The sequence below is a fragment of the Rhizobium sp. P32RR-XVIII genome, assembly GCF_012641395.1.
Taxonomy (GTDB): domain Bacteria; phylum Pseudomonadota; class Alphaproteobacteria; order Rhizobiales; family Rhizobiaceae; genus Rhizobium.
On record NZ_JABAIH010000001.1, the window covers coordinates 808,398 to 832,072 of the forward strand.

General features: G+C 61.1%; 27 protein-coding genes. 20 read left to right on the top strand and 7 right to left on the bottom strand.

What is annotated here, in order from left to right:
- Nucleotides 1-84 precede the first annotated feature (84 nt).
- The 6 genes from HGP14_RS04095 (at nucleotide 85) to HGP14_RS04120 (ending at nucleotide 4,205) form a co-directional block, all read left to right on the top strand.
- Nucleotides 85-1,263, top strand: a complete 1,179-nt coding sequence (locus tag HGP14_RS04095; RefSeq protein WP_168828559.1) for a cell wall hydrolase — start codon at nucleotides 85-87, stop codon at nucleotides 1,261-1,263.
- Between the two features lie 270 nt (nucleotides 1,264-1,533).
- On the top strand, nucleotides 1,534-1,875 hold the full coding sequence (locus HGP14_RS04100; protein WP_168828560.1) for an AtpZ/AtpI family protein: 342 nt from the start codon (nucleotides 1,534-1,536) through the stop codon (nucleotides 1,873-1,875).
- Nucleotides 1,876-1,947: 72 nt separating this feature from the next.
- Nucleotides 1,948-2,700 carry a F0F1 ATP synthase subunit A gene (locus tag HGP14_RS04105; RefSeq protein WP_168828561.1) on the top strand — a complete coding sequence of 251 codons (753 nt, stop codon included), beginning with the start codon at nucleotides 1,948-1,950 and terminating at the stop codon, nucleotides 2,698-2,700.
- A gap of 71 nt (nucleotides 2,701-2,771) precedes the next feature.
- Entirely contained in the window at nucleotides 2,772-2,999 is a 228-nt protein-coding gene (locus HGP14_RS04110) for a F0F1 ATP synthase subunit C (protein WP_168828562.1), read from the top strand.
- 78 nt (nucleotides 3,000-3,077) lie between these two features.
- On the top strand, nucleotides 3,078-3,719 hold the full coding sequence (locus HGP14_RS04115; RefSeq protein ID WP_168828563.1) for a F0F1 ATP synthase subunit B: 642 nt from the start codon (nucleotides 3,078-3,080) through the stop codon (nucleotides 3,717-3,719).
- 3 nt (nucleotides 3,720-3,722) lie between these two features.
- Nucleotides 3,723-4,205, top strand: coding sequence for a F0F1 ATP synthase subunit B (locus HGP14_RS04120; protein ID WP_168828564.1), 483 nt, complete (start codon nucleotides 3,723-3,725; stop codon nucleotides 4,203-4,205).
- Nucleotides 4,206-4,255: 50 nt separating this feature from the next.
- On the opposite strand, the gene HGP14_RS04125 is transcribed toward HGP14_RS04120, so the two are convergent.
- A complete protein-coding gene (locus HGP14_RS04125) occupies nucleotides 4,256-4,942 on the bottom strand; it encodes a ribonuclease HII (protein WP_168828565.1) in 687 nt (228 codons plus the stop codon).
- A 247-nt stretch (nucleotides 4,943-5,189) separates the two neighbouring features.
- A complete protein-coding gene (locus HGP14_RS04130) occupies nucleotides 5,190-6,347 on the bottom strand; it encodes a PA0069 family radical SAM protein (RefSeq protein ID WP_168828566.1) in 1,158 nt (385 codons plus the stop codon).
- 139 nt (nucleotides 6,348-6,486) lie between these two features.
- Here HGP14_RS04130 and HGP14_RS04135 point away from each other — a divergent pair, with 139 nt between their 5' ends.
- Both HGP14_RS04135 and HGP14_RS04140 read left to right on the top strand, forming a co-directional pair.
- The gene (locus tag HGP14_RS04135; RefSeq protein ID WP_168828567.1) at nucleotides 6,487-7,005 is read left to right on the top strand and encodes a glycosyl transferase; all 519 of its coding nucleotides are present in this window, start codon (nucleotides 6,487-6,489) and stop codon (nucleotides 7,003-7,005) included.
- A 169-nt stretch (nucleotides 7,006-7,174) separates the two neighbouring features.
- Entirely contained in the window at nucleotides 7,175-7,489 is a 315-nt protein-coding gene (locus HGP14_RS04140) for a hypothetical protein (protein WP_168828568.1), read from the top strand.
- Between the two features lie 47 nt (nucleotides 7,490-7,536).
- Here the strand turns inward: HGP14_RS04140 and moaB are convergent, their stop codons facing one another.
- From moaB to HGP14_RS04160, 4 genes are all read right to left on the bottom strand, one after another.
- Complete coding sequence (gene moaB / locus HGP14_RS04145; protein ID WP_168828569.1) at nucleotides 7,537-8,088, bottom strand: molybdenum cofactor biosynthesis protein B; 552 nt, start codon at nucleotides 8,086-8,088, stop codon at nucleotides 7,537-7,539.
- A 2-nt stretch (nucleotides 8,089-8,090) separates the two neighbouring features.
- A complete protein-coding gene (locus HGP14_RS04150; protein WP_168828570.1) occupies nucleotides 8,091-8,975 on the bottom strand; it encodes a 4-(cytidine 5'-diphospho)-2-C-methyl-D-erythritol kinase in 885 nt (294 codons plus the stop codon).
- A 6-nt stretch (nucleotides 8,976-8,981) separates the two neighbouring features.
- Nucleotides 8,982-10,814 carry a tetratricopeptide repeat protein gene (locus tag HGP14_RS04155; RefSeq protein ID WP_168828571.1) on the bottom strand — a complete coding sequence of 611 codons (1,833 nt, stop codon included), beginning with the start codon at nucleotides 10,812-10,814 and terminating at the stop codon, nucleotides 8,982-8,984.
- 132 nt (nucleotides 10,815-10,946) lie between these two features.
- The gene (locus HGP14_RS04160; RefSeq protein WP_168828572.1) at nucleotides 10,947-11,963 is read right to left on the bottom strand and encodes a polyprenyl synthetase family protein; all 1,017 of its coding nucleotides are present in this window, start codon (nucleotides 11,961-11,963) and stop codon (nucleotides 10,947-10,949) included.
- A 108-nt stretch (nucleotides 11,964-12,071) separates the two neighbouring features.
- Between HGP14_RS04160 and HGP14_RS04165 the strand changes: the two genes are divergently transcribed.
- Together HGP14_RS04165 and HGP14_RS04170 are read left to right on the top strand one after the other, a co-directional pair.
- Nucleotides 12,072-12,299, top strand: coding sequence for a DUF2007 domain-containing protein (locus tag HGP14_RS04165; RefSeq protein ID WP_168828573.1), 228 nt, complete (start codon nucleotides 12,072-12,074; stop codon nucleotides 12,297-12,299).
- A 7-nt stretch (nucleotides 12,300-12,306) separates the two neighbouring features.
- Nucleotides 12,307-13,107, top strand: a complete 801-nt coding sequence (locus tag HGP14_RS04170) for a tRNA1(Val) (adenine(37)-N6)-methyltransferase (RefSeq protein ID WP_168828574.1) — start codon at nucleotides 12,307-12,309, stop codon at nucleotides 13,105-13,107.
- Here HGP14_RS04170 and HGP14_RS04175 read toward each other — a convergent pair.
- Nucleotides 13,076-14,416 (bottom strand): Nramp family divalent metal transporter, encoded by a 1,341-nt coding sequence (locus HGP14_RS04175; RefSeq protein ID WP_168828575.1) that lies wholly within the window; start codon nucleotides 14,414-14,416, stop codon nucleotides 13,076-13,078. The two genes, HGP14_RS04170 and HGP14_RS04175, sit on opposite strands and share 32 nt — an antisense overlap.
- Nucleotides 14,417-14,584: 168 nt before the next feature.
- Between HGP14_RS04175 and HGP14_RS04180 the strand changes: the two genes are divergently transcribed.
- The 10 genes from HGP14_RS04180 (at nucleotide 14,585) to HGP14_RS04225 (ending at nucleotide 23,455) form a co-directional block, all read left to right on the top strand.
- Nucleotides 14,585-15,445: a S49 family peptidase gene (locus HGP14_RS04180; protein WP_168828576.1), complete on the top strand. Its 861-nt coding sequence runs from the start codon at nucleotides 14,585-14,587 to the stop codon at nucleotides 15,443-15,445.
- Nucleotides 15,446-15,464: 19 nt separating this feature from the next.
- Complete coding sequence (locus tag HGP14_RS04185) at nucleotides 15,465-15,656, top strand: hypothetical protein (RefSeq protein ID WP_168828577.1); 192 nt, start codon at nucleotides 15,465-15,467, stop codon at nucleotides 15,654-15,656.
- Nucleotides 15,657-15,717: 61 nt separating this feature from the next.
- Entirely contained in the window at nucleotides 15,718-15,948 is a 231-nt protein-coding gene (locus HGP14_RS04190) for an AbrB/MazE/SpoVT family DNA-binding domain-containing protein (RefSeq protein WP_168828578.1), read from the top strand.
- On the top strand, nucleotides 15,948-16,352 hold the full coding sequence (locus HGP14_RS04195) for a PIN domain-containing protein (RefSeq protein ID WP_168828579.1): 405 nt from the start codon (nucleotides 15,948-15,950) through the stop codon (nucleotides 16,350-16,352). Before HGP14_RS04190 ends, HGP14_RS04195 begins: the two co-directional genes overlap by 1 nt.
- Nucleotides 16,353-16,480: 128 nt before the next feature.
- Nucleotides 16,481-17,416, top strand: a complete 936-nt coding sequence (locus tag HGP14_RS04200) for a glycine--tRNA ligase subunit alpha (protein ID WP_409527061.1) — start codon at nucleotides 16,481-16,483, stop codon at nucleotides 17,414-17,416.
- A 102-nt stretch (nucleotides 17,417-17,518) separates the two neighbouring features.
- Complete coding sequence (locus HGP14_RS04205) at nucleotides 17,519-18,070, top strand: LemA family protein (RefSeq protein ID WP_168828581.1); 552 nt, start codon at nucleotides 17,519-17,521, stop codon at nucleotides 18,068-18,070.
- 76 nt (nucleotides 18,071-18,146) lie between these two features.
- Complete coding sequence (locus HGP14_RS04210; protein WP_168828582.1) at nucleotides 18,147-19,409, top strand: 3-phosphoshikimate 1-carboxyvinyltransferase; 1,263 nt, start codon at nucleotides 18,147-18,149, stop codon at nucleotides 19,407-19,409.
- A gap of 39 nt (nucleotides 19,410-19,448) precedes the next feature.
- Complete coding sequence (locus HGP14_RS04215; RefSeq protein ID WP_168828583.1) at nucleotides 19,449-21,383, top strand: DUF2207 domain-containing protein; 1,935 nt, start codon at nucleotides 19,449-19,451, stop codon at nucleotides 21,381-21,383.
- Nucleotides 21,384-21,605: 222 nt separating this feature from the next.
- Nucleotides 21,606-22,877, top strand: a complete 1,272-nt coding sequence (gene purD / locus HGP14_RS04220; protein WP_168828584.1) for a phosphoribosylamine--glycine ligase — start codon at nucleotides 21,606-21,608, stop codon at nucleotides 22,875-22,877.
- Between the two features lie 107 nt (nucleotides 22,878-22,984).
- Nucleotides 22,985-23,455 carry a plant virulence effector HPE1-like domain-containing protein gene (locus HGP14_RS04225; RefSeq protein WP_168828585.1) on the top strand — a complete coding sequence of 157 codons (471 nt, stop codon included), beginning with the start codon at nucleotides 22,985-22,987 and terminating at the stop codon, nucleotides 23,453-23,455.
- Nucleotides 23,456-23,675 lie beyond the last annotated feature (220 nt).

Here is a 23,675-nt window from a genome sequence, read left to right on the forward strand (position 1 = left end):
TTCGGCGCATCCGCATTAACCAAGCATCAAGGTTAATGGAGGATTTTCGAGGGAGTGTTTAGCGTCCCGTGTCGGAGTCTGGCGTTGCGTCGAAATCCCGTTGTCCGTAGCAAGCTGCGTTCCCTCCCTCAAAGCTGGATTTCACCCGCCGTCTTCGGCATTTGCGGGTGGCTCGCATTCCCAAGCATGGCTTCCCACGCCGATCTCGCAGCCATGCTCGCCGGGCTTGATGAGAGCCGTGACAACTGGCGCATGGTCATGACCAATTCCCCGGCGGGCTCGCTCCATCAGGCCGAACTCGCTTTTACGGATCCGCTTGTGACGGGATCGATTGCCGCCGGGGCAGGCATGGTGCTTCCGGATGGCCGCAAGGTCGCCTTCGTCGCGGAAGGCAAGGGCCACGAGGACACGCCGGACGAAGACCGCGTGAACCGAGAAACCAAGAAGGGCCGCATTGTCGCCGTCGAGAAGATGCAGCCGCCGAAGGATTTTTCCGCCGGCTCCATTCTCCACCGTACGCAGCTGCTGTTCCAACCGAGCTTCGATCTCAAGGACAAGTCCGCCTTCGTCAAGCCGAAGATCAAGGGCAAGGAAATCGAAATCGCGACCAACTTCTACCGGAAACAGCCGGTCAAGCCGGCCCCCGGAGTTCCGGCGCTGCTGGCCGGCCTGGTTAACAACGACAAGGCCGATGTGCTGGCGACGGCCTATGCCCCGGCGGCGCCGGACTACGCCCGCCAATCGCCCTTCGATTCGATTCTCACTGATTCCGCAAACGATGGCCGCTTCGTTCCGCAGATCGGGGCGAAAGATCACGCGTGGGCGGCGAGCATTCTGCCGGCCAGCGTGTTTTCCGCGGGCGAACAGCAGTGTCTGGCATCCGGCATCTATTTCGAAGCCCGCGGCGAATCGGTGAAGGGGCAGGCCGCTGTTGCGCAGGTCATCCTCAACCGCGTGCGTAATCCGGCCTATCCGAAAACCATCTGCGGCGTCGTCTACCAGAACGAAGACTGGCGCAATCGCTGCCAGTTCTCCTTTGCCTGCGACAACATCAGGGATCGCGTGAACTCCCAGTATCACTGGCGTGTCGCTCGTGAGGTTGCCATGGCTGTGACTGCCGGCAAGATCTGGCTCCCGCAGGTCGGCTCCGCCACACACTACCACGCGGTCTACGTCCGGCCGAACTGGGCAAAGACCATGGAAAAGGTCGGCCGCATCGGCCTGCACGTCTTTTACCGCACCTACGGCGGCGGCTGGAGCTGACGGAAAGCCGGATTTTCCGCGTGATCCGCTGCTCCGAAAGCGGATTCTGAGCCTCTAATTTTCAAGGCGTTCTGAATTCCCGATCAACCTCTTGATTTGGAATGATAATTTAATGGCTGGACAGAAGCTCTCTACGCCTTGACTATGTTTTGCCCTAAAACTATGTTGCGCCCGACTTCAGAACGGACCGAAAGGTTTCACACCCTACGTCCGTTGTCCTGAAAACCGGGGGTAACGGGGATCGCGGGCAGCGGGAGCGAGGAGGAAGCCATGGAGGATGACCGCGAGGAGAGTCTTGAAAAGCGTCGCGCGCAGCTGGGAGCAAAGCTCAAAGCCAAGCGCATAGAGGCGGGAGAGGACGAGGCGAACGAAGCCCGCGCCGAAGCGAGCCGCGAAGGCTATGCTCAGGCGATGAAGCTTTCGAGCGAGTTCATTTCCGCAGTCGTTGTGGGTGCTGTTCTTGGCTATCTTCTGGACCGTTTTGTCGGCACTGCGCCTTGGGGGTTGATTGTTCTTCTGCTTCTTGGATTCTGTGCCGGCGTTTTGAACGTTCTTCGTGCTGCGGGCAAGGTTGCGAAACCGGCGCCTGGAGTTGAAAACGGCAAGAAATAGGGCAGGGGCGCACGAGCGCGTTGTCGAGTGCAGTGGTCCCGCGTTTGCGGGCTAAAGAAGAGAGAACAAGCGGTGGCTAACGATCCGATCCATCAGTTCCAGATCTACAAGATTGTACCGATCGAAATCGGCGGGATTGATTTTTCGTTCACCAACGCATCGTTGTTCATGGCGGTGTCCGCCACCGTTGCCGCAGCCTTCCTTTATTTCGCGACATCCAATCGTGCGATCATTCCCGGCCGCACCCAGTCGCTTGCGGAAATGTCCTATGAGTTCATTGCCGCGATGTTGAAGGAAGGGGCGGGCACCAAGGGAATGCAATTCTTCCCGCTGGTCTTCTCGCTCTTCATGTTCGTGCTGACGGCAAACCTGCTCGGCATGTTCCCGTATTTCTTCACGGTTACGAGCCAGATCATCGTGACCTTCGCCCTGGCGCTGCTCGTTATCGGCACGGTTCTCGTCTACGGCTTCTACAAGCACGGGTTCCGCTTCCTGAATGTCTTCGTTCCGTCGGGCGTCCCGGGCATTCTCTTGCCGCTGGTGGTGTCGATCGAAATAATTTCGTTCCTGTCCCGGCCGATTTCGCTCTCTGTTCGTCTTTTCGCCAACATGCTTGCCGGTCACATCACCCTGAAGGTGTTCGCAGGCTTCGTCGCCTCGCTTGGAGCCCTTGGTGCGCTCGGCGTTGGCGGTGCCGTTCTTCCCCTCATCATGACGGTCGCCCTGACCGCTCTCGAGTTCCTCGTTGCCTTCCTCCAGGCTTATGTCTTTGCGGTGCTGACTTGCATGTACCTCAATGATGCAATTCATCCGGGTGGCCACTAAGGAATACCGACATTGACGTCAAAAGGGCGTCAGTCATTTCGCCGCAACAACCATTTTCAAAGGAGTTCAACATGGACGCGGAAGCAGCAAAGTTCATCGGTGCAGGTCTGGCTTGCCTTGGTATGGCCGGTACGGCTCTCGGCCTCGGCAACATCTTCGGCAGCTACCTCTCCGGCGCGCTTCGCAACCCGTCTGCCGCTGACAGCCAGTTCGGCCGTCTGGTTTTCGGCTTTGCCGTTACGGAAGCTCTGGGCATCTTCTCGCTGCTCGTTGCACTCCTTCTGCTCTTCGCCGTTTGATTTCGGTGGATTGAAGGATCACGGCCTGCGACCTGCAAGCCGTGATCCTTTGTATTTGCAGTACACCTGGAGGTGAGCATGTTTTTTGTGACCCCGGCCTTTGCTCAGGAAGCTCCGGCGGGATCGGCAGAACCTGGCGCAGCGCCCGCTACGGACTCGCATGCCGCTCCGGCTGCCGGCGAGGTCCATACCGAAACCGGCGTTCCCGCCGGCGAGCACGGCGGCGGTGCTTTTCCGCCTTTCGATTCGTCGACTTACGCTTCCCAGCTCTTGTGGCTGGCAATTACGTTCGCCGTCTTCTTCGTGCTCATGCAAAAGGTCATCGGGCCGCGCATTGGCAAGATCCTCGAACAGCGCCACGACCGCATCTCGCAGGATCTCGACGAGGCAACCCGCCTGAAGGCGGAAGCCGACGCAGACGTGGCGGCTTATGAAGCCGAGCTGGCTGCAGCCCGTGCCAAGGCGGGTTCGATCGCGGCCGCCGCTCGCGAGGAAGCCAAGCTCAAGGCGGAGGCGGAGCGTCGCGCCGTCGAAGCCAGCCTCTCCGAGAAGCTGAAGGCTGCCGAGGCCCGCATCGCCGAGATCAAGGCGAAGGCATTTGCAGATGTCGGCACAATCGCTGAGGAAACGGCGGCTGCCGTTGTCGAGCAGCTGATCGGCGGTACTGCCGCCAAGCCGGAAGTCGCCGCTGCGGTCGCAGCCGCCAAGAAGGAGGCTTGATCGATGGCTTTTGACGCAACTTTCTTCGCCTTTGTCGGCCTGGTGATATTCCTGGCATTGATGGTCTATCTGAAGGTTCCCGGCATCATGGCAAAGTCGCTCGACGACCGTGCCGACCGGATCCGCAACGAGCTGGCGGAAGCCAAGCGTCTGCGCGAGGAGGCTCAGCATCTGCTGGCCGAATACCAGCGCAAGCGCAAGGAGGCGGAAGCGGAGGCGGAACATATCCTCGCCGCAGCCCAGCGCGAAGCCGAAATGCTGACCGCCGAGGCAAGGAAGAAGACGGAAGAGTTCGTCGCCAACCGCAACGCGATTTCGGAGCAGAAGATCAAGCAGGCTGAAGCCGATGCGATGAAGGCCGTCCGTTCGGCGGCCGTCGACCTGGCGATTACCGCGGCTGAAACGGTTCTTGCCAAGAAGGCTGATACGGTTCAGTCCGATCTCTTCAAAGGTGCCGTCGGCGCGGTGAAGACGCGCCTCAACTAAGAAATCAGCCCGGATTGAAATCGAACAGGCCGGGTTTAGCCCGGCCTTTTCTATTCGAGGATCAACTCCTCGTCGATCACGATGCCGTCTCTGCGGAGCGGACGGAAGCTCATGCGGTGCAGCGAACAGGGACCATGCCGCTCGATACCGGCCCGATGCTGCGCCGTTCCATAGCCTACATGCGCGGCAAAGCCGTAGGCGGGGTAGACGGCGTCCGCGCGTGCCATCATCCGGTCGCGCGTCACCTTTGCGACGATCGAGGCCGCGGCGATCGAAACCGAGCGCGCATCGCCCTTGACGACTGCCTGTCCGGGGCATTCCAATCCGGGAGGCACGTCGAGCCCATCGGTGAGGACATAGTTCGCCTGGATCGCCAGCCCGCAGATCGCCCGGCGCATGGCATCGAGGCTAGCTTTGCGGATGTCCGTCAGGTCTATCCGCGTGGCACTTGACGATGCGATCGAAACAGTCGCCGTTGCCAGGATCTGGACGAAGAGCTCTTCGCGCCGTTGCGCCGAGAGCTGCTTGGAATCATTTAGCCCTTCAGGAATACGTTTCGGATTAAGAATGACGGCGGCGGCAACGACCGGCCCGGCAAGCGGGCCGCGCCCTGCTTCGTCGGCGCCTGCGACCGGCCAATGGCCGGCCCTGCGTGCCTTCAGTTCCAACTTGAAGTCCGGAACGAGCGGCACCTCTTCGAAAAGCAGAGGAGAATCGGGTGACGTGCGAGCTTTCATGGACTGAACCTCGCACGCCAACCCGATTTCCTGCAAGCCCCCGGATCAGGGCGGCGTACCGGGGGGCTTGGGCCACGGGAGGGCAGGGGACCCGCCGCGGCGGCAGGGGCCGAGGGCGGCGGCCTCCTGCTGGGTAATTGTCTAACTGCCTGCAGCCTTACCGGGCTGCCAATTCAAACGGCTTGTTCGCCGTTCAGCTTCGCACGTCACGCAGGCACATGCGCCGCGTGTCCGATGCCGTATCCTCTCAGAGCAGCGACAGTTGCACGCCACTGCCATCGGGCGGCACGAAGAGATCGTCGCGAAGCGGCATGCTGCGCCTCGTCATACCGAGTCTCTTTGTCGCCATCTCGAAGCGGCGGGCGATCTGCCAGGCGTAGGGTCCGGCGCCTTTCATGCGCTTGCCGAACTCCGCGTCGTAGTCCTTGCCGCCGCGCATCGAGCGGACCAGCGACATCACATGCCGGTAGCGGTCCGGATAATTCTGCAAGAGCCAGTCTCGAAAGAGCGGAGCCACCTCCAGCGGCAGGCGCAGGATCACGTAGCCTGCCTCCAGCGCGCCGGCAGCCTTCGCCGCGTCGAGGATACGTTCCAGCTCGTGATCGTTCAACGCCGGGATCACCGGTGCGGCCATCACCGATGTCGGAACGCCTGCTTCCGTCAAGGCCCGGATCGCCTCCAGGCGCCGCCCTGGCGTCGAAGCACGCGGCTCCATCGTGCGGGCAAGCTTCCGGTCGAGCGTGGTCACGGAGAGCGAGGCGCGCACCAAACCCTTCGCTGCCATCTCCTGCAGGATATCGATGTCGCGCAGGATCAGTGCCGACTTGGTGACGATCGAAACCGGGTGGTTCGCTTTGTTCAGCACTTCGAGGATCTGGCGCATGATGCGCCATTCCTTCTCGATCGGCTGATAGGGATCGGTATTGGTTCCGATCGCGATCACGCGTGGCTTGTAGCCCGGCTTGGCAAGCTCGCGTTCCAGAAGCTTGGCCGCATCAGGCTTGGCAAACAGCTTTGCTTCGAAATCAAGACCTGCCGAAAGCCCCATATAGGAGTGCGTCGGGCGGGCGAAACAATAGATGCAGCCGTGCTCGCAGCCGCGATAGGGATTGATCGAGCGGTCGAACGGGATATCCGGCGATTCGTTACGTGTAATCGCCGTGCGTGGCTTTTCGATCTGCACGTCGGTCTTGAAGGGCGGCAGCTCTTCAAGAGTCTGCCAGCCATCGTCGAAAGCCTCGCGGCGCAACGGCTCGAAACGTCCGCTCGGATTCAATCCGGCCCCGCGTCCGCGGCGTCGGTCCACCTCGACACGGAGGCCCGACGAGGCAATCATCGCCTCGGCAATATCTGCCGTATTGGCAGGCGCAAACGCGGCCTGCCCTGCAAGGGACTGTTCGTTCATCGGATTCTCCTGCGGCGAAGATGCTGCCTTCGTCCGTTTTCGATGATTAAATTCCTATCTGCAAAGAGAGAACATTGCAAGAACAAAATGAGGAAAAGTGGTGCTGGCATATATTTGTGCACCGCATTATAGATAGGCAATGTTGACGGTTGTTCTTGAGTGCCAGGATCAGGAGCCCGAGCTGGCGCAGACATTGTCGGCCCTGGTTGCGGGCGCGGTGGAAGGGCTTGTAAGCGACGTGGTGGTACTCGACCACGGCTCGCGCGACGGCACGTCCGGGGTGGCGGACGCGGCGGGATGCCGGTTTCATTCGCAGTGGGACATCACGGATATATTGCGCTCAGCGCGTGGCGAATGGCTACTTTTCGTGGAGCCTGGTGCGAGACCGCAAGCCGGCTGGATAGACGAGATCACCGAGTATATCTCGCTCAACAAAGGGCCGGCGCGCTTCACCGCCTCGCGAGGTTATAAACGTCCGTTCTTGCAGCGCGTTGGCCGTTCGCGACCGCCGCTGGAACTCGGGCTCCTCCTGCCGAAAAAGCAGGCGATCGCCGCCGCAAGAAGCGGAATGCATCTTTCGGAATTCGCCAAAGGGCAGAAGCTGCGCCAGCTTTCCAGCGAGTTGATTCGGTCCTGGGTTGCCCGCGCTGCACGATAGTAGCTGGCGCACAAACATGGCGCTCAATACGATTTTGCGCTATAATTCCTCCATGGTGCCGCCGACGCGCTAGCCTGCGTGGCGGTCGACCATGGAATGCCGGTAGACGGCAGAACAGGTCAGCGGAAGTCTCCTCTTCTGCCGGGTTTCCGGCGAAAGGAGTGCGTCCATGCTACGCACTATGTTCCACGGCCTGCTGGGCGTCATCGCGATCACATTGGTGGTCGCGCATCCGCGTTCGGCAGTGGCGCAGACGATGCGTACCTGCGCGGGCCGATCCGAGGTCATCGATTTCCTGGATAGGAACTTTTCCGAAAAGCTCACGGCGGTCGGCAAAATCAACCACAACGCCGTCCTTGAGGTCTATGCTGCCGAGAGCGGCACCTGGACGCTGATCATCACGGATGATCACGGCATCAGCTGCTTCCTGCTGTCGGGTGAGCAGTGGCAAACGATGCCCTCTCTACCTGGCGTGCACACATAGCCAGCGCAGGCCGTTACCCTTGGTGCCGCGGCACCAATCCTACTGCTCTACTTCGCCGTCCCGCGCCTCAGGTGCTCGTCGAGCCGCGGCATAATTTCCACGAAATTGCAGGGCATGTGGCGGTAGTCGAGCTGAGCCTTCAAGATCCCGTCCCATGCATCCTTGCAGGCACCCGGCGAGCCGGGAAGCACGAAGATGAAGGTCGACTTGGCGACACCCGCCGTTGCTCGGGACTGGATCGTCGATGTGCCGATCTTGTCATAGGAAATGCGGTGGAAGACCTCCGAAAAGCCATCCATGCGCTTTTCAAAAAGCGGCTCCAGCGCCTCAGGCGTGACGTCCCGGCCGGTAAAGCCGGTACCGCCCGTGGTGATGACGACGTCGATGCCGTCGGTTTCCGTCCAGGCGTTGACCTGGGCTGCGATGGCTGCCTTGTCGTCGGGCACGATGGCGCGGTCCATCAGCTTGTGACCGGCCTCGGCGATCCGCGCGGCAAGCGTGTCGCCGGACTTGTCGTTTTCCAGTGTGCGCGTGTCCGAAACGGTCAGCACCGCGATGCCGACGGGAATGAAAGGCCGCTGTTCGTCGATACCCGCCATCATCAGTCTCCCGAAAGCGTTTCCGTTGCCTGGAAATACCAGTCCGGCCGTTCGCTGTGAAGCTTCGCCGCAGCAGCCTCGGCTGCTTCGATCGAGCCGAAGATGCCGAAGCACGTCGCGCCGGATCCGGACATGCGGACAAATTTCGCGCCTGCTTGCTTCAACAAGGTCGAGATCTGTCCGATTTCCGGGACAAGCTTGCGCGCGGCGGGCTCCAGATCGTTTCGGTTCGCCTCGATGGTAGCCAGCCAGTCGCCGGTTCGAAGATCCAGCGGCGGGTTGTGCTTCTCTGTCAGCAGCCGGAAAATCTCCGGCGTCGAGACCGCCTTCAGCGGATTGGCGAGCACGATCACAAAAGACGGCAGAGCCACGGGCTCGATCTTTTCGCCAATCCCGCGCGCGATCAGCGGCCGGCTCGTCAGGCACATCAGAACGTCGGCGCCGAGTTTGACGGCAATCGCAGACAAAATGCCGTCAGGCAGATGGATACTCCACAGCCGCAGGAGACCACGCAGTGCCGCCGCGGCATCCGCCGAACCGCCGCCAATGCCGGAGGCGATCGGCAGGTTCTTTTCAAGATGGATATGAACCGGTGGCGCATGGTCGCCCTGTGCAAGTGCCGCTTGCCGAAGCATGTCGCGCGCCTTGAGCACGAGATTGCCGCCTGGATCGAGGTCGAGAGCAAGCCCGAACCGCCCGCTGATCGTCAATTCATCGGCCGGGGAGGGGGCGAAAGCCAGTCTGTCGCCATGACGAGCAAAGGTCACCAGCATATCGAGGAGGTGGTAGCCGTCCGCTCTCTGGCCCGTCACATGCAGGGCCAGATTGATTTTTGCGAGAGCATCTTCGGTGACGGCGAAACCGCCGCTCATGCCCGCGTCAGGCATGGTTCATCAGGACTTCTTGTCGGCGACCGGCGGCGAAACAGGCGCCGGATCCGGCTGCTTCTTGTCGACAGCCTTGGTGTCATCAGTCTCCACCGTCAGGCCGTGGGCGATCTTGTCCTTGATCCTCGGGATGTCGGCTTCTTCCGGCTGCGAGCTCAGCGCCCGATTCCACTGATAGACGGCCTCCAGCTTGCGCCCGACATGCCAGTAGGCGTCACCAAGATGGTCGTTGATCGTCGCATCACCGGCCTTGATTTCGGCAGCCTTTTCCAGCTCGCCAACGGCGTCGTCGAAGCGGTTCAGGCGGTAATAGGCCCAGCCAAGCGAGTCGATGATATAGCCGTCGTCGGGCCTGAGTTCGACGGCCTTCTTGATCATCGTCAGGCCTTCGTCGAGGTTCCGGTTCATGTCGATCCAGGAGTAGCCGAGATAGTTCAGAACCTGGGGCTGATCCGGGTTGAGCTCGAGCGCCTTGCGGAAGTTCGGCTCCGCCTGATCCCACTTCTTCAGCCGCTCATAGGCGATGCCCCGCTGGAAGAAGACCGTCCAGTCGGATCGGCCCGGCAGCGGGCCGATCATTTCCACGGCCTTGTCGTAATTGTCGGCCATCGCCTGATAGTCCTTGGCGTCGGAGAGCACGCTGCCATAGGCAAGATAGGAGCGGATGTCCTTCGGATCGGAATCGATCAACGCCTTCAGATGCTTGCGTGCCTCGTCGGTCTTGCCGCCCTGCGCCAGCGCAAGGCCGAGCTGCAGCTCGGAGATGCGCCGCATCGGAGAGGTTTCCGGCACGCGCTTGTAGAACTCGATGGCACGGTCCGTCTGTTCCTGCTTTTCAGCAATGCCGCCGAGAAGCACCAGCGTGTCGGCGCTGTTCGGATCGAGCGCATTGGCAGTCTGCAGATAGAGCGAAACGATATCTTCGGCCCCGTCGCGGTTCAGCGCGGCGCCGATGGAGAAGAGAACGGCAGCCGCGCCCTGGGGGCCGTTGCGTACCTGCTGCTCCGGCTTCTCGCCCTTTTCGATGCTCTGGCGCAGCGCATTCAGCGGCGCATAGTTCGGCAGCATGTTGTCGCCGACGGAGATCGCATCGAGCGCCTTCTGCTTGTTGCCCTGCGAGGCTTCCAGGCGGGCCAGCGCCATGACCGCACGCATGAAGGTGTCGGGCGCCGTCGCACCGCCTTCCTTGTCCAGCACTGCATCGTTCAAGTGCCTGCGCGCTGCCGACACATTGCCCGTCACGATGGCGATCGCACCTGCATGGTAGTTCTGGAAGATGCTGAACCACTCCGGGCCCTTCATCTTCTCGACCATCGACAGCGCTTCCTTGTTGCGGCCGGCGCCGACGCGCGCCCAGGCGAGCAGCAGGTCGTTCATCATCCGGTCGAGGTCGTTCGGACCGTTATATTTCAGGATCGCTTCGGCGTTCTTGTAGTCGCCGCGGCGCATCGCGTCCGTGGCGCGGACGACGGTGGTGATACGCTCGACGGTGGGATCCTTCTTCAGGTCATTGGCATATTTCACGCCTTCCTGGATGTCGCCGCTCAGCAGCAGCGAAATCATCAGGCGCTGACGGATTTCCGGATTACCCGGTTCGATCTGCAAGGCCTTCTTGTAAAGCTCTATGGCCGTCTTGTAGTCGTGATCGACATCGGCCGTGCGGGCGGCGAGGAAGGCGCCCGAGAAGGTGCCGACCGTGTCCGGGTCGAAGACCACCGTGTTGCTGGCAGCGTCCGTCTTGGCAGCCTCTTCGGCATTGACGCCACCAAGCGCTCCGAGCGAAAGGACCGCTGCAAGTGCCGCGCTCGAAAAAAGACGGATGGCAAATCTCTGCCGCATTACAAAACCTTTCTTCAAGGCAGCCGATTGTTCCGACCGGCTGCGAAATCAGTTGAGAAGACTGACTCACAATAGGATGGCTTTTTTGAAGCGGTCCTGCAAGAAATTCAGCCGCGATCAAAGATGTTTGATTTAGTTGACCCGCTCGATGCAGAAGTCGATCACTTCCAATAGCGCGGCTTTCCACGCCGTATCGGGAAGGGGCGCAAGCGCGTCGCGCGCGATCGTGCCGTAGTGAACCGCCCGGGCGATCGTGTCGTTCAGCGTACCGTATTTGGTGATGAGGCCGAGCGCCTTCTCGAGATTGGCATCCGTACCGTTGCCGCCCTCGATCGCGTCACGCCAGAAAGCGCGCTCGTCCTGCGTGCCACGGCGGTAGGCGAGGATGACCGGAAGCGTGATCTTGCCCTCGCGGAAGTCGTCGCCGACATTCTTGCCTAGGTCGGCTGCCTTGCCGCCGTAATCCAGCGCGTCATCGACGAGCTGGAAAGCGAGCCCGAGGTTCATGCCGTAGGATTTCAGTGCATTGCGGCCGGATTTGCCAGCGTCTGCCACGATCGGGCCGACTTCGGCGGCCGCGGCAAAGAGTGCCGCGGTCTTGGCCCGGATGACCGAAAGATAGTCGTCTTCCGTCGTCTCCATGTTCTTGGCGACGGAAAGCTGCAACACCTCGCCTTCGGCAATGACGCAAGCGGCCGACGAGAGAACGTCAAGCGCATCAAGCGAACCGACATCGACCATCATCCGGAAGGCCTGGCCGAGCAGGAAGTCGCCGACGAGGACGCTTGCCTGGTTGCCCCAGATCATGCGCGCCGTCGATTTCCCGCGGCGAAGGTCGCTCTCATCGACGACATCGTCATGCAGCAGCGTCGCCGTATGCATGAATTCGACTGATGTCGCGAGCTTGATGTGGTTTTCGCCCTTGTACCCGAAGAGACAGGCCGAGGCGAGCGTCAGCATGGGGCGCAAGCGCTTGCCACCGGAGGAGATCAGGTGGTTCGCCACTTCCGGTATCATCTGGACATCGGACCCGGCCTTCGAAAGGATAAGCTGGTTGACCCGCTCCATGTCGGCCTTGGTCAAATCGACCAGCGGCTTGACGGATGCCAGTTTGTTTTTGCTTTCTTCAAGCGGTATGACCACGCCCAACGACCCGGACTCCTGTTCACTCGTTACGATTGACAATAGAAAGGGGCGATTGAAGCGGCAAGAGGTGAAATGTCGCGCAGCACAGAATTGAAAGGGATTTGATCGTAAATGCATGAACTTATCCGTGCCAATGACCCCGTCTTGATGTCGTATGCGCAAAGCCTTCTAAAGGATGCGGGAATTCACTGCTTCGTGGCCGATCAGGCTATGAGCATCCTCGAAGGCTCCCTCGGCATGCTGCCGCGCCGGTTGCTTGTTGATGATGACGATGCCGATCAGGCCCGCCGGATCCTGACCGATGCCGGCCTGGCCGACGAGTTGCGCATCGTGAAATGATACGGCCATGACCGGGGTTTCCGACACGATCGATGCCTTCCACCGCGGCGGCTTTCACGTCGTCCAACCGAGGGGCAGGGGGCATCGCTCGGGGATGGATGCGATGCTACTGGCCGCGCTGGTCTGCGATGACCGCGCGATCAAAGTTGCAGATCTCGGCGCCGGCGCGGGTGCGGCCGGGCTTGCCGTCGCCTCCCGGCTGCCGAAGGCCGAGGTCGTGCTTTTCGAGCGTTCGGCGGAAATGGCCGGTTACGCGCGGCGCAGTATTGCCTTGCCGGAGAATGCCCATATGACCGGCCGGGTCTCGGTCGTCGAGGCAGATGTGACCTTGACGGCAAAGGCACGAAACGAAGCGGGCCTGACCGACGAGATTTTCCACCACGTCATCATGAATCCGCCGTTCAACGATGCCGGCGACCGCCGGACGCCGGATGCCCTGAAAGCCGAAGCGCATGCGATGACTGACGGTCTTTTCGAAAGCTGGATACGCACGGCGGGCGCGATCATGGTGCCCGGCGGGCAGCTGTCACTCATTGCCCGCGCCGAATCGATCGCGGAGGTCATCGCAGCCTGCGGCAGACGTTTCGGCGGTATCGAAATTACCGCCATCCACCCGCGCGAGGGCGAGAATGCCGTACGCATTCTGGTGACGGCGATCAAAGGATCGCGCGCGCGGCTTTCGCTGCGCGCGCCATTCATCATGCACGAAGAGAGTACGCATAAATTCTCCCCCTTCGTGGACGATCTGAACAACGGCCGTGCGGCCTATCCAAGGCTCAGCCGGTCACGAAATCGAACAGCAGCTTGATGTTCAGCCCGGCTATGATGACGGCAATCGCATAGGCGATGCCGCTCAGCCAGCGCGGCGCCACGAGCGCGCCCATCTTCGCCTTGCTGGCGGTGAACATCACCAGCGGGAAAACCGCAAAGGAAAGCTGCAGGCTGAGCACGACCTGCGTCAGGATCAGGAGATGCGCAGTCCCCTCGTTGCCGTACCAGATCGTCACGAAGGCGGCCGGGACAATGGCGATCGCGCGGGTGATCAGACGGCGCACCCATGGCTGGAGCTTGATCCTCAGAAAACCCTCCATGACGATCTGGCCCGCAAGCGTCGCTGTCACGGTCGAATTCAGGCCGCAGCAGAGCAGCGCGATACCGAAAAGCGTCGGTGCGATCGCGAGGCCGAGCAGCGGCGACAGCAGCGAATGCGCCTCGCCGAGTTCGACGATATCCGTCCGGCCGCTGGCGTTGAACGCGGCGGCCGCCAGGATCAGGATCGAGGCGTTGATCAGCAGCGCAAAACAGAGCGCAAAGGTGGAGTCGATCGTCGCATAGGTGAGCGCTTCCCGCTTTTCCGGCAGGGTGTGGCCGTAAGCGCGCGTCTGCACGATGCCTGAATGCAGATAGAGATTGTGCGGCATGACGGTCGCGCCGAGAATGCCGAGCGCCAGATAGAGCATTTCCGGATTGCTGACGATCTCCGTCGTCGGGAAGAAGCCCCTCACGACAGCGCCCCACTCAGGATCGGCCAGGAAGATCTGCACGCCGAAACAGAGCGCAATGACGCCGAGAAGCGTGATGATGAAGGCTTCGATCCAGCGGAAGCCGAGCCTTTGCAAATAGAGAATGAGAAAGACGTCGAGTGCCGTGATCAAGACGCCGAGCTCCAGCGGAACGCCGAAGATCAGGTTGAGGCCGATGGCCGTGCCGATCACCTCGGCGATGTCAGTCGCGATGATGGCGATTTCCGCAAACGCCCACAGGGGCACGGAAATAAATTTCGGATAGGCGTCCCGGCAGGCCTGCGCCAGATCGCGGCCGGAGGCAATCGCAAGGCGGGCGCAGAGCGATTGCAGCACGATCGCCATCAGGTTGGAGAGCAGCGCGACCGTCAGCAGGGCATAGCCGAACTTTGAGCCGCCAGCGAGAGACGTCGCCCAGTTGCCGGGATCCATATAGCCGACCGCGACCATGTAGCCAGGGCCCGCAAAGGCGGCGATCCGCCGGAGTTTCGAACCCGGGCGACCCGTTCCGACGGTGCGGTAGACATCGGAAAGCGAGGCCTCCTCCCGGTCATACCGCCAACCGCTTTTTGCACTCCGGTTTAAAGCATCCATTTGTTATCCGCCTGTTCGATCATTGCCCGCACTATGCCCGATTAGAATGATAATGCAAGTCATTCGCAACAAGAAAACCGGCTGCCGCAGTTTCTGGAACGCGGCCATTGCGTTTACCGTTCCGTTGCATACATGGATTGCGACGCTGAAAGCGAAGAAGGATTTGAGATGCGCGGATTTTTGAGAGGACTGGTACCGAAGCGTTTCCGCAAGGAAGGGATCGTCATCCCGGTTGTCAGGCTTCAAGGCGTCATCATGAGCGGCGGCAACCAGTTCCGCCCCACGCTCAACCTCGCCGCTGTTGCGCCGGTCCTGGAGAAAGCCTTTTCCGTGAAGGATGCGCCGGCCGTTGCGATCGCCATCAATTCGCCGGGCGGTTCGCCGGTCCAGTCGCGGCTTATCTTTACGCGCATCCGCGAGCTCGCCCGCGAGAAGCAGAAGAAGGTCCTTGTCTTCGTCGAGGATGTAGCAGCGTCGGGCGGCTACATGATCGCGCTCGCCGGCGATGAGATCATCGCCGACGCGACCTCGATCGTCGGCTCGATCGGCGTCGTTTCCGGCGGCTTTGGCTTTCCCGAGCTCTTGAAAAAGATCGGCATCGAGCGCCGCGTCTATACGGCCGGTGAGAACAAGGTTATTCTCGATCCGTTCCAGCCCGAGAAGGAAAAGGACATCGAATACCTGAAGAGCCTTCAGCTCGAGATCCATCAGGTATTCATCGCCATGGTGCGCGAGCGCCGCGCCGGCAAGCTCAGCGATGACGAGACCGTCTTCTCCGGCCTTTTCTGGAGTGGCACGCGCGGGCTTGAACTCGGCCTCGTCGATAGTCTGGGCGATATGCGCCAGGAGCTGAAAAAGCGGTACGGCCAGAAGGCCAGACTGCAGCTCGTCACCGCCGCTCGCAGCCTCTTCGGGCGGAGGATACCGGGTGTCTCGCCCGTCTCGCTTGAAGGTGTGACATCAGGTCTTGCAGCGGGCCTTGTCGAAGCGGCGGAAGAGAAGGCAATGTGGAGCCGCTACGGGCTTTGAGAGGAGAAGAAGAGGGGAGATGGCGCAGCTTATAACAATCATAATCCTGGTCGGTGCGGCGTGGTGGCTCTACCGCCGCTTCGTCTCCGATGCCAAGCGCCTGCAGGAAAAATCCCGCCGTGCCGAGAAAGAGCGCCAGACCGGCGCGGTTGGCACGCTTGTCAAGGACCCGGCGACCGGCGAGTACCGTGTCAAGCGGGATGATGAGTAGAAGATTTACGTCTGCCTTCCCTCATGATATACATTATTGACGTGTATATCATGAGGCAATCATGCAAGTTGCAAAATGGGGAAATAGCCTCGCAGTTCGCATTCCCACCGTTGTCGTGGATGCCCTTGAACTTAAGGAAGGCGACGACGTGACGATCCGCATAGCGGAGGATCGTGTTTTTGAGATCGCGCGAAATGATGCGCGACGAAAGGCCTTTGAACGTATCAAGGCATTCAAGCTGAAACTTCCTCCGGATTGGAAGTTTGATCGCGATGAAGCGAACGATCGCTAATGGCCGCCGCCGATAGCTTTCTGGATACCAATATTCTCGTCTATGCGTTCACGGAGGACCCGCGTGCCGAGGCCGCTCAGTCCCTGTTGCTCAAGCCATTTGTCCTTAGCGTGCAAACGTTGAATGAGTTCGCAAATGTCGGGCGCAAGAAGCTGAACATGTCTTGGGCTGATCTGCATTTGGCGATAGCCGATGTGATTACGATGGCGGCAGCGATTGCAGCCATCGATGAACGCACGACGATATCGGCGATCAACTTGGCAGAACGGTACAATCTCAATTTCTATGACGCTGCTATGATTGCGGCTGCCTTGCAAATGAACTGCGTGCGATTTTATTCGGAAGACTTGCAGCACGGCTTGGTCATCGACGGACACTTGACCGTAATCAATCCCTTTCGATAATTTCCGGCAGCACAGAGTGCCGCACAATTTCCCCAGAGCCTTGACCCTTGCCGCCTGCCGTGGCACCTGTCCACGTACATTTTGTACGAATTCGGAAGCCTTCCATGTCTGCATCGATCCCCGACCATATGAACCCGAAGCGCTCGTTCCAGGCGCTGATCCTGACCCTGCATAACTACTGGGCGGACAAGGGGTGTGCGGTTCTGCAGCCCTACGACATGGAGGTCGGCGCCGGCACCTTCCATCCGGCGACGACGCTGCGTGCCCTCGGCCCGAAGCCGTGGAAGGCTGCCTATGTTCAGCCGTCGCGCCGCCCGTCCGATGGCCGTTACGGTGAGAACCCGAACCGTCTTCAGCACTATTACCAGTACCAGGTCATCCTGAAGCCGAACCCGCCGAACCTGCAGGAGCTCTACCTGGGCTCGCTCGCCGCGATCGGCCTCGATCCGCTGCTGCACGACATCCGCTTTGTCGAGGACGATTGGGAAAGCCCGACGCTCGGCGCCTGGGGCCTCGGCTGGGAATGCTGGTGCGACGGCATGGAAGTCTCGCAGTTCACCTACTTCCAGCAGGTCTGTGGCATCGAATGCTCGCCGGTCGCAGGCGAGCTAACCTATGGTCTCGAGCGTCTCGCCATGTACGTGCAAGGCGTCGACAACATCTACGACCTGAACTTCAACGGCCGCGAAGGCGACGAGAAGATCACCTATGGCGATGTTTTCCTGCAGGCCGAACAGGAATATTCCCGCCACAACTTCGAATTCGCCAATACCGAAATGCTGCATCGCCATTTCATCGATGCGGAGAAGGAATGCCAGGCGCTTCTGGCCGCCGGCGCGCCGGGCGACAATGCCAACCAGCGCCTGCACAAATGCGTATTCCCGGCCTATGACCAGTGCATCAAGGCAAGCCACGTCTTCAACCTGCTCGATGCCCGCGGCGTGATTTCCGTGACCGAGCGCCAGAGCTACATCCTGCGCGTCCGCACGCTCGCCAAGGCTTGCGGCGAGGCCTTCCTGCTGACCGATGCAGGCGGCGTAAATCTCGCCAAAGACGCGGCGTGACCTCTAGTATTCAGGGCTAGTGGTTCCGCGAGTTCGTGGATGACAATGCATCGCGACATCAATAATCTCCGACGCAACTTTATTTCGTGCGGGGGATTCGCGATGTACATTATTCTTGGCGTGATCGTTCTGGTCGCGCTTTATCTTGTTTTCATCTACAACGGTCTCGTCCGCGCCCGGCAGATGGCTGAAGAGGCCTGGTCCGGCATCGACGTGCAGCTGAAGCGCCGTGCCGATCTGATCCCGAACCTGATCGAGACCGTCAAGGGCTACGCCACCCACGAAAAGAGCACGCTGGAAGAAGTGGTCGAGCTGCGCAACAGGGCGCAGGCAGTACCCGCCGGCGATGTTGCCGGCAGGGCGCAAGCGGAGGGGCTGCTCGGCCAGGCGCTCGGCCGCGTCATGGCGCTTGCCGAAGCCTATCCGGACCTCAAGGCAAACCAGAACTTCTCGGAGCTTCAGGCCTCGCTCGAAACCATGGAAAGCGAGATCCAGATGGCCCGCCGCTATTACAACGGAGCTGCCCGCGATCTGAACGTGAAGGTCGAGAGCTTCCCCTCCAATCTCGTGGCTGGCCAGTTCGGCTTCCAGAAGAGGGAATATTTCGAGATCACCGACGAGGCCGATCGCGCCGTTCCGGCCGTCAAGTTCTGATATGGGCGTTTGCCTTTGCCCAAAAGCTGCTATGAGCAGGGCGGTTACGGCGTAATGGACGGAATAGACAGGCGTCATGAGCAAGGACAAGAAACTCACCATCATCCCGGTTAAGGCTCCGCTCGCAGGCCGTGCGGTGCCGCCAGGCTCGAAGTCGATCACGAACCGCGCACTGCTCCTGGCTGGCCTCGCCAAAGGCACCAGTCGCCTGACGGGGGCGCTGAAGAGCGACGACACGCGCTACATGGCCGAGGCGCTGCGCGCCATGGGCGTCGTCATCGATGAGCCGGACGATACGAGCTTCGTCGTCACCGGCAGCGGCAAGCTCTTGCCACCGAAGGCGCCGCTTTTCCTCGGCAATGCCGGCACCGCGACGCGCTTCCTGACGGCGGCGGCCGCGCTCGTCGATGGCACTGTCGTCGTGGACGGTGATCAACACATGCGTAAGCGCCCGATCGGCCCGCTGGTGGATGCGCTGCGATCGCTCGGCATCGACGCGACGGCAGAAACCGGCTGCCCGCCTGTGACGGTGAAGGGCACCGGCCGCTTTGAGGCGAGCCGCATCCAGATCGATGGCGGCCTTTCCAGCCAGTACGTCTCCGCGCTGCTGATGATGGCGGCTGGCGGCGACCGCCCGGTCGATATCGAACTCCTCGGCGAACATATCGGCGCTCTCGGCTACATCGTTCTCACCACGGCGGCGATGCGCGCCTTTGGAGCACGTGTCGAAAAGACCAGCCCGGTCACCTGGCGTGTCGAACCGACCGGCTACATGGCTGCCGATTTCGTCATCGAGCCGGATGCTTCCGCCGCCACCTATCTCTGGGCCGCCGAAGTGCTCACCGGAGGCTCTATCGATCTCGGCGTTCCGAACGGTGCGTTCACGCAGCCGGACGCCAAGGCCTACGACATGATCGCGAAGTTCCCGCATCTGCCGGCCGAGATCGATGGTTCGCAGATGCAGGATGCGGTGCCGACGCTCGCGGTTCTCGCCGCTTTCAACCAAACGCCCGTCCGTTTCGTCGGTATCGCCAACCTGCGGGTGAAGGAATGCGATCGCATCCGCGCGCTGTCGACCGGCCTCACCCAGATCCGTCCGGATCTTGCACGCGAGGAAGGCGACGACCTGATCGTTAACGCCGATCCGTCACTGGCTGGGCAGCACCTGCCGGCTGACATCGACACTTTCGCAGATCACCGGATCGCCATGAGCTTTGCGCTTGCCGGGCTGAAGATCGACGGCATCACGATCCTCGATCCGGATTGCGTCGGCAAGACCTTCCCGGCTTACTGGCGGACTCTGGCGGGGCTTGGCGTCACCTATGCGAATGAGGGCTGACATTATCTGAGCGGCGGGCGCCGCGGGGGGTGGGGTAAGATGATCCGGCGGCTTTGCGGCCTTTGCTTCATACTGTTCATGGCGCTTGCCTCGGCGCCGGCAAGTGCTGCCGAGGTCATCAACTCCTTCGTCTCGGATATAACGCTCGAAAAGAGCGGCGCCATGACGGTGACGGAGACGATCACCGTCAATGCCGAAGGCAACCGCATCCGGCGCGGCATCTTCCGCGATTTTCCGCTGACGTTCATCGATGAAGGCGGTCGCCGTCGCACCGTCGATTTCGATGTCGTCTCGGTCACGCGCGACGGCCGTGACGAGCCGTGGAAGACGGAATCGATTTCCGGCGGAATCCGCATCTCTGCCGGCTCGGAAGACGTCATGCTTCCGCCAGGTCGCCATCAATACGCCTTCACCTACCGGACCAATCGCCAGATCCGCTATTTCGCCGATCACGACGAGCTCTATTGGAACGTCACCGGCAATGGCTGGATCTTCCCGATCATGGCTGCCACCGCGACCGTAAACCTGCCGGGTGGCGTCATTGCGACCGATACGAATGTCTTTACCGGCCCGCTTGGCGCGACGGAGAAGAATGCGCAAGTTTCAGGCAGCGATGCCCGTCCGGTTTTTTCGACGACAAGGCCGCTCGATGCAAACGAGGGCCTGACGATCGCCGTCAAGTTTCCGAAGGGGGCGATCGATCCGCCGAGCAGCTCCGATCAGAATATCTGGTGGCTGAAGGACAACCGCGATTATTTCATCGGCTTCGGCGGTCTGATCGCCGTCTTTCTCTATTATACCCGCGCCTGGCTGAAGGTCGGGCGCGATCCCGCCCGCGGCGTCATCGTGCCCCGCTGGGATGCCCCGGACGGCATCTCGCCGGCGCTCGTCAACTATATCGACAACAAGGGGTTTTCCGGACAGGGCTGGACGGCGCTATCGGCCGCAGCGCTCAATCTTGCGGTGCGCGGCTATGTCGTTCTGGAAGACCTCAAGAAATCGATCGTGATCCGCCGTACCGAAAAGCCCATCGGCAAGGAGAAGCTGGGGCCAGGCGAGTCTACCCTCCTGGGCGAGATCGGCGGCAAGAATTCCCTGACGATCGACAAGGCGAACGGCGAACGCGTGAAATCCGTCGGTCAAAGATTCCGCTCGGCGATCGAGCGGGAGCATCGTGGCAAATACTACAATTCCAATACCGGCTATACGACCGGCGGCATCGCGCTGAGTGCGGCGTCGCTCGTCGCGCTGTTCGTCTTCGGCACGCTGGAGCCGGACAACATCATCCTAATGGTCATTCCGATCGTCGTGTCGGTTTTCGTGTCGATTTTCGTAGCGGGGCTGGCGAAGTCGTTCCGCCCCGGCGGGTCGCTGGGAGGCAGGATCGCCGCGGTGATCTCCATCGCAGTCGTCGTCTTCATCGGTTTCAGCATCATCTCGTCGCTGGGTCTGGCGCTTTTCTCGACGCTGATGGAGTTCCATGAAACGCCGATGCTGTTCGCCCTCGGCGGCATCGTCCTTCTCAACGTGCTCTACGTCTTCATCATGGGTGCACCGACGCCGCTGGGTGCCAAGATGATGGACGGCATCGACGGCCTGCGCCAGTACATGACGCTTGCCGAGAAGGATCGCATGAACATGGCCGGCGCCCCGGAAATGTCGCCGCAACATTTCGAAAAACTGCTGCCCTATGCGGTCGCCCTCGGCGTCGAGAAGCCATGGTCGAGAACGTTCGAGACCTGGCTTGCCGCAGCTGCGGCCGGCACTGCGGTTGCCTACGCTCCGAGCTGGTATTCCGGCGATTTCAACAGCGGCAGCTTCTCGGATCGCATCGGCGGCTTCTCGTCGTCCATGGCCTCAACCATCGCCTCGACGATCCCGACCCCGCCTCCCTCCAGTTCATCGTCGGGCTTTTCCGGTGGCGGTGGTTCGTCAGGTGGCGGCGGAGGCGGCGGCGGAGGTGGGGGCTGGTAAAGGGCTGGTGGTTTCTTCTCACCCTACGACCGTGCGGCCCCCTCATCCGCCTGCCGCAGCCTCTCCCGTTCCCTTCTCCCCTCGGGGAGAAGGTGGCCCGAAGGGTCGGATGAGGGGCCACACGGTACAGGGCGAACCAATAAACCCACTAGGAAGCCGCCAACACTTGACCTTTCGCCCCGCGCCCCTTAACCGCCAGACGGAAAACGGAAAGGATCAGGCATGAAGGTTCTGTTGATCGGTTCGGGCGGACGCGAGCATGCGCTCGCCTGGAAGCTGGCGCAATCGCCGCTGATGACGGAATTCTATACCGCGCCCGGCAACCCGGGCATTGCGGAACATGCGACGCTCGTTTCCCTGGATGTCGAGGATCAGGAAGCGGTCGCTGCCTTCTGTGCGGAAAAGGCGATCGAATTCGTCGTCGTCGGCCCGGAGGCGCCGCTGGTCGCCGGTCTGGCCGACCGACTGCGGACCGATGGCCTGAAGGTCTTCGGCCCTTCCGCTGCGGCAGCCCAGCTTGAGGGTTCCAAGGGCTTCACCAAGGATATCTGCGCTCGCTACAACATCCCGACCGGAGCCTATCAGCGCTTCAACAACGCCCCGAAGGCGAAGGCCTATATCCGCGCACAGGGTGCCCCGATCGTCGTCAAGGCCGATGGCCTTGCCGCCGGAAAGGGAGTCACGGTGGCGATGACCGTCGAAGAGGCGCTTGCCGCCGTCGACGATTGCTTCGAGGGCGCATTCGGCTCCGCGGGTGCCGAGGTGGTGATCGAGGCCTATCTCGATGGCGAGGAGGCAAGCTTCTTCTGCCTGTGCGACGGCACGAACGCGCTGCCGCTCGTAACTGCCCAGGACCACAAGCGGGTCGGCGAGGGCGATACCGGCGTCAACACCGGCGGCATGGGGGCCTATTCGCCGGCACCCGTCATGACGACTGAGATGATCGAGCGCACGATGCAGGAGATCATCGAGCCGACGATCCGCGGCATGGCGGAAAGCGGCCATCCGTTCTCCGGCGTTTTCTTCGCCGGGCTGATGATTACCGCGAAGGGCCCGGAACTGATCGAATACAATGTCCGCTTCGGCGATCCCGAGTGTCAGGTGCTGATGATGCGGTTGAAGAGCGATCTGCTGCCGCTGCTTCTGGCCGCCGCCGAGGGCACGCTCGACCAAGTCACGGCGGAGTGGAGCGACGACCCGGCGCTGACAGTCGTGATGGCCTCCAAGGGCTATCCGGGTTCCTACGAGAAGAACACGCCGATCCGTTCACTGCCGGAGGCAGGTGAAGGAGCCAAGGTGTTTCATGCCGGCACGTCCTTGAAGGACGGCCAGCTGGTCGCGACCGGCGGCCGCGTGCTGAACGTCACTGCCACCGGCAGGACCGTCAGCGAGGCCCAGAGCCGCGCTTACGCCCTGCTCGACAAGGTCGAATGGGAAAATGGCTTCTACCGCCGCGATATCGGCTGGCGGGCGATCGAACGCGAAAAAGCTTAAGCTTTGGCCCGAAATCGGGTCAGTTGTCTAAAGTTTTACCCTTTCCTCTGACGGGATGGAAATAAAGCCGCGCTATTCTGCTCCCATACTACGACGGAGCAGCTTCCATGCGTCAATTCATTCTCGGTACGGCAATACTTCTGACGGCCGGTTCGGCGATGGCATCCTCGATCGAGGTCATCGGCGAGGCCGCGCAGGTCGATGGCGGAAGCATCGTGACGAAAACCTGCACGAGCTGCCCGCCGCTGCAAGCGATCGAGCGCAAGAAGGACTACACCGTACCGGTGCTGGCACCCGGCGCCTTCCAGGCGAGCGCCCTGCGCGATGTGGGCGGCGAGCCCAAGCTCTACCGCACCGAAGGCTGGATGGGCGGCTCGCCTGTCGTCTTTGTCACCAAGGCAACGCCCGAAGTCCTCGCGGCTTTTAAGGCGAGCGTTCCCGCCGAGGACATCGATCCTACGGCAACGACCTCTGTTATCGGCGGCGATACGAAGCCGGTTATTGCGGACATGAATAGGCCGGTGGAACAAACTGCGCCGCTCGACGTTTCTGGTCTTAAGCTACGTACGGGATTTTGAAAGTTCCCTGCCCCTGACCCGGCCAAGGTTTTGGTCGTTCTGGGGTCCGCCCCGTCGGCGGAATGAATGCGCTCCTGAAGAGAAGCAGGGGCGCATTCTTTATTTCAATTGAATGACAAAGTACGAATGCAACCTATACAATTATGCAAGAAAGTATGATTCAGATTTGGCATTGCTGATCGTCGGTAATAGTCGAAATCGTTAAGTGATCATTCAGCCA